Below are 3,970 nucleotides of genomic sequence, written 5' to 3'. Positions count from 1 at the left end.
GTGATGGGAGTGGGGATAAGGGGTAATTGGTGTTGGGGAGCAATGGGGGAGAAATTGGAGATATTTGTTCACCTTTTCCGACAATGACACCGTTTTCTTCCAACCATTGCAAGTCTGTGTTGATTTCTGTTTGGTTAGCGTAAATTGTGCCGTGTAATTTCGCCATTATTTTCGTGATTTCATCAACATGGCTGGTAATTTCAGGCAAATGACCTAATATTTTTGCTAATAAATTCGGATTACTGCTGTGTAAGTCACCGATACCGGGATATTTGATAATGAGGGAAATTAAGTACATTAAGCGGTCAAAATCGAGCAATCCACTGTAGCGATGGAAGATAATACTATTATTTTGGGTGCGATTATTACGGTTGATGATACTACGTTGTAAAGTGCTAATGCGTTTTTCGATTTTGACTGTCAATGCTGCCGCATCTGGGGGAAATTTGGTGATATCAATGTCTTCGACTGCTGCAAAACCTTCAGCGACAAGTGGGGGAAAGTTTGTCAGTAATCTGGACATGCTTTCAATTATTGGTTGGGGAACCTGTCTGTCGCGTTTTTGATTCCACTCTATACAGGTTTCGATGGGTGTTTTGAAATGCCATGCAATCCAATGCGGTGATGTTTTCCCATCCTCTAGTTTGATTAAAAAATCCATACGAAAAGCGCGTTTAAAGTTGGTTGCATCGTAGATGACACCTTTACCTAATATTTGCGCTTGTCGAATTAAAAGAAGTGCTTGGTTTTCGATTTCGTGCCAATTTCCTTGAATTGCTGCATCTCCATACAACCGAGAGCGAATTTCATCGGTGGAAACAATGACATAGTTGCCGAGTTTTTCTAATGCATCTGCAAAGGTTGATTTTCCGCTACCGGGAACACCAATAAGGAAGTGACAAATATTTGACACAGACATTGGGGTTTATTAAGGGGATAAGTTTTAAGTTGTCTTTTATATTGATGTTTTTATCTTATGTGTAATGAATGATGGTGTCGAGTTTTTTGGTGCGAATGATAAATTTAGAATCGCATGATTTTTTCTGGTTATTTCTGGGTATATCCGTTTCCATTAATTCCACTTCAAAAGAAGCGTTGAGACTTCCAAGAGATTCGGCTATTTTGAAATTTGGATTCGATGTTTCCATTAATTCCACTTCAAAAGAAGCGTTGAGACTCCCCACCTCAATCCCACCACCACCAGCAAATAGGTTTCCATTAATTCCACTTCAAAAGAAGCGTTGAGACTCGATTCGAGTGGTAACGTTTTTATTGCATTCACACGTTTCCATTAATTCCACTTCAAAAGAAGCGTTGAGACTCTTCGAGTCTTGTCTGTCCCCCAAATGACCTTTTTCCATTAATTCCACTTCAAAAGAAGCGTTGAGACTTCTAACCTCAGGTTGATGTTGGTTACTGGGTTGTTGCAGGGTTTTCCATTAATTCCACTTCAAAAGAAGCGTTGAGACGTTGAATTCCTGTTGATGAGCGATCGCTTGCTTCTTTTCCATTAATTCCACTTCAAAAGAAGCGTTGAGACGCACAAACCACAGGTAGTTTTGTACTTTCAAGATTTTCCATTAATTCCACTTCAAAAGAAGCGTTGAGACTTTTAGTCACACCAGGCTTACTTTGCGAAAATAAGGTACAAAATGCATTGCTATCTGCATGGAAAGAGTTACTCTACGAATGTCGAACTTGGATTGAGCTAAAATTGCCCGATAATTACCATTGGGAAAGAGAATGGCAGAATTTGGGCAACCATGCTTGGGAAATATTTTGGGGTAGTGCTGACAGCATTGAATTAGCAATGGATGACTTGGAGAGACGCAAACTATCCCGTAGCTGGACTGCTTTGAATTGGATTGGTGAGAGTTCCAGTATGACAGGTGCAGATGCGATCGCGTTTCCCGATTTAGGTGCAGAAACTCGAAACCCCAATAATCGGGTTTGGAGAGATGAAAAGGCTGCTATTGAAAGATTTTATCGTCGTTTGGGCTGTTTTTTAGAAAATCTTCCCCTGGATGCAGAACCAGAGGGGACATTGGTTGCGAAGAATGAAAAAATTAGTATTGGAGAACTAGTTAAGCGTTTAATTGCGATCTACTCTACAGGTATTGCCAAAAAGCTAAATATTCCTCGTCTTGAAGAGGGTTTTAGCGATATTTATCGTCGTCCTGAAAATATCACCGAATCCAAAAAAGGTCGTTGGACGGGTTGGTTTATGGGGGATGGTGACGAAGTTGGCAAACATTTAAAAAATCTGGCAAAAGTTGACAATAGTGATGAGGAAGTTAAAAGATTTAGTAGTGCCATGTGTAGTTGGGGAGAAAGTTTTGCTATAAACTTTCGTCAGGAATTAGGTAGGGTTATATATGCTGGAGGAGATGATTTTTTAGGAGTAATTTATAGTGAAGAAAAGAAAGATGCAGTTAAACCGCAGGTTGCTTTAGATTGGTTAATAAAATTACCTCTTGAATGGGAAAAACATCAACAGAATATTACAGTGAGTGTTGGTTTTATTTGGGCAGGTCATAGTGTTCCCCAACGAGACATATTACAACATTGTCGAGAAGCAGAAAAGAAAGCAAAATCATTAGGTAGAAACCGTGTGACAATTCGAGTTGTTTTTAATAGCGGTCAATATATTGAGTGGACTTGTCCTTGGGATTATTTAAAGATTTTAAGTCAATATCAAGACTTGGATGGCAAGAGTAATTGGACTCATATTTATACTGACTTAGCACACTTAGAAGCAAAAAGTGCTTTTAATATCGACAAACGTAATTTTAATCAGGAATTTATCTTTGATTTCTTCGATATTTACTTCCCTGGTGAAGGTCAAAATTTAAGTGATTATGATTTTGCCAAGCATGTTATTGGTTTCACAGATGAGAACGAAGGTAACGAACGTATTGAAAAAATAATTGACTGGATGCGAAATTTAATTAAAGTTGGTTTTCAATTATGTTCAAATACTTAATTAGTATTAATCCCTTGGGATTTATGTATGGTAGTTCTGGTGCATTTCTTTCACCCGAAAACCTAGTTGGACGTTCTGGGACAAAGTTTCCTCCAGAAGCAGCTACGCTATCAGGTTTGATATTTAGCATCAACAAAATTCAACAGTCATTTACCCAAGATGAATTACGTGAAAATCTTGTGGTTGCCGGAGCATTTTGGGCTAAACGTAATCATAAGCAGAATTTTTATGTACCTATTCCTTGGCACAAAATTATCGCTGAAAAAGATGTAGATGAATGGTATTTAGAATCAGGTGAATGGCAGCGCGAACAGCGAGATGATAAATTAGAACCGGATTATCAATGGCAAACCATATCAACTTGGAAACATAATGCTAAAGCATTGAAGAATACTAAAACATCTGTAGCTGCAAATCCTTGGAAATTTACTTCTTTCTTACATCCAGACATTCAACAGCAACAACGTTGTGTCAAAAACAAAGATGGGTTATTCCTCGAAAATGCTGTCCAAATACCAGATGATACCTGTTTAATTTATTTATCTACCTATCCAATTGAAAATGGCTGGTATAGCTTTGGTGGAGAGAATCATATTGTCGAAATTGAGTGTGATCCCCTTAAAGATATTGCCTTAGATATATTAAATAAACCCATTGAACGTGCATTTGCATTGATTGTACCTGGTGTTTGGGGTTCAACACGTTTTTCCTACCGTTATCCCCAACATCAAGACTTCCCCAAACCCAAATGGATGTTAACCGATAAACCAATTCCTTACCGCTATCGTGCCAAAAAACAACTAGGAAGAGGACGTTATGCTGTGCCAGCAGGAAGTGTTTTTGTTTTAGAAAAACCCCTCAATCAAACTTGGTGGGAATGGGATAAAGCATGGTTTCCTACTGAAGGAATCAGCTTAAAACAGATGGGATGTGGTTTGTGTTTACCAATTGAAGTTAAAGGTATTGAATAAAGATATTAAATAAAGG

3 protein-coding genes and 1 CRISPR repeat array are annotated in these 3,970 nt (G+C 38.3%); of the genes, 2 read left to right on the top strand and 1 reads right to left on the bottom strand.

Going from position 1 to position 3,970, the window contains the following annotated elements; translation table 11 throughout:
• The coding region (locus CK510_RS27530; protein WP_143289466.1) for an ATP-binding protein at positions 1-919 on the bottom strand (919 nt) is incomplete at its 3' end.
• 146 nt (positions 920-1,065) lie between these two features.
• Positions 1,066-1,610: a CRISPR direct-repeat array (repeat unit 37 nt; unit sequence TTTTCCATTAATTCCACTTCAAAAGAAGCGTTGAGAC).
• A 47-nt stretch (positions 1,611-1,657) separates the two neighbouring features.
• On the opposite strand from CK510_RS27530, the gene CK510_RS31270 reads away from it, so the two are divergent.
• Both CK510_RS31270 and CK510_RS27525 read left to right on the top strand, forming a co-directional pair.
• On the top strand, positions 1,658-2,983 hold the full coding sequence (locus CK510_RS31270; RefSeq protein ID WP_143289465.1) for a Cas10/Cmr2 second palm domain-containing protein: 1,326 nt from the start codon (positions 1,658-1,660) through the stop codon (positions 2,981-2,983).
• Positions 2,968-3,954, top strand: a complete 987-nt coding sequence (locus CK510_RS27525; protein WP_095724687.1) for a CRISPR-associated protein — start codon at positions 2,968-2,970, stop codon at positions 3,952-3,954. The genes CK510_RS31270 and CK510_RS27525 overlap by 16 nt, the downstream gene beginning before the upstream one ends.
• The last annotated feature ends 16 nt before the right edge of the window (positions 3,955-3,970 follow it).

The sequence above is a fragment of the Brunnivagina elsteri CCALA 953 genome (assembly GCF_002289455.1).
In the GTDB taxonomy this organism is placed as follows: Bacteria; Cyanobacteriota; Cyanobacteriia; order Cyanobacteriales; family Nostocaceae; genus Brunnivagina; species Brunnivagina elsteri.
The sequence above is the reverse complement of the archived record's forward strand: the minus strand, read 5'-3'. Positions and strand labels throughout refer to the sequence as shown.

Coding starts and splice junctions, on each gene's coding strand:
- CK510_RS27525 (WP_095724687.1), top strand. CDS start 2,968: ATGTTCAAATACTTAATTAGTATTAATCCCTTGGGATTTATGTATGGT.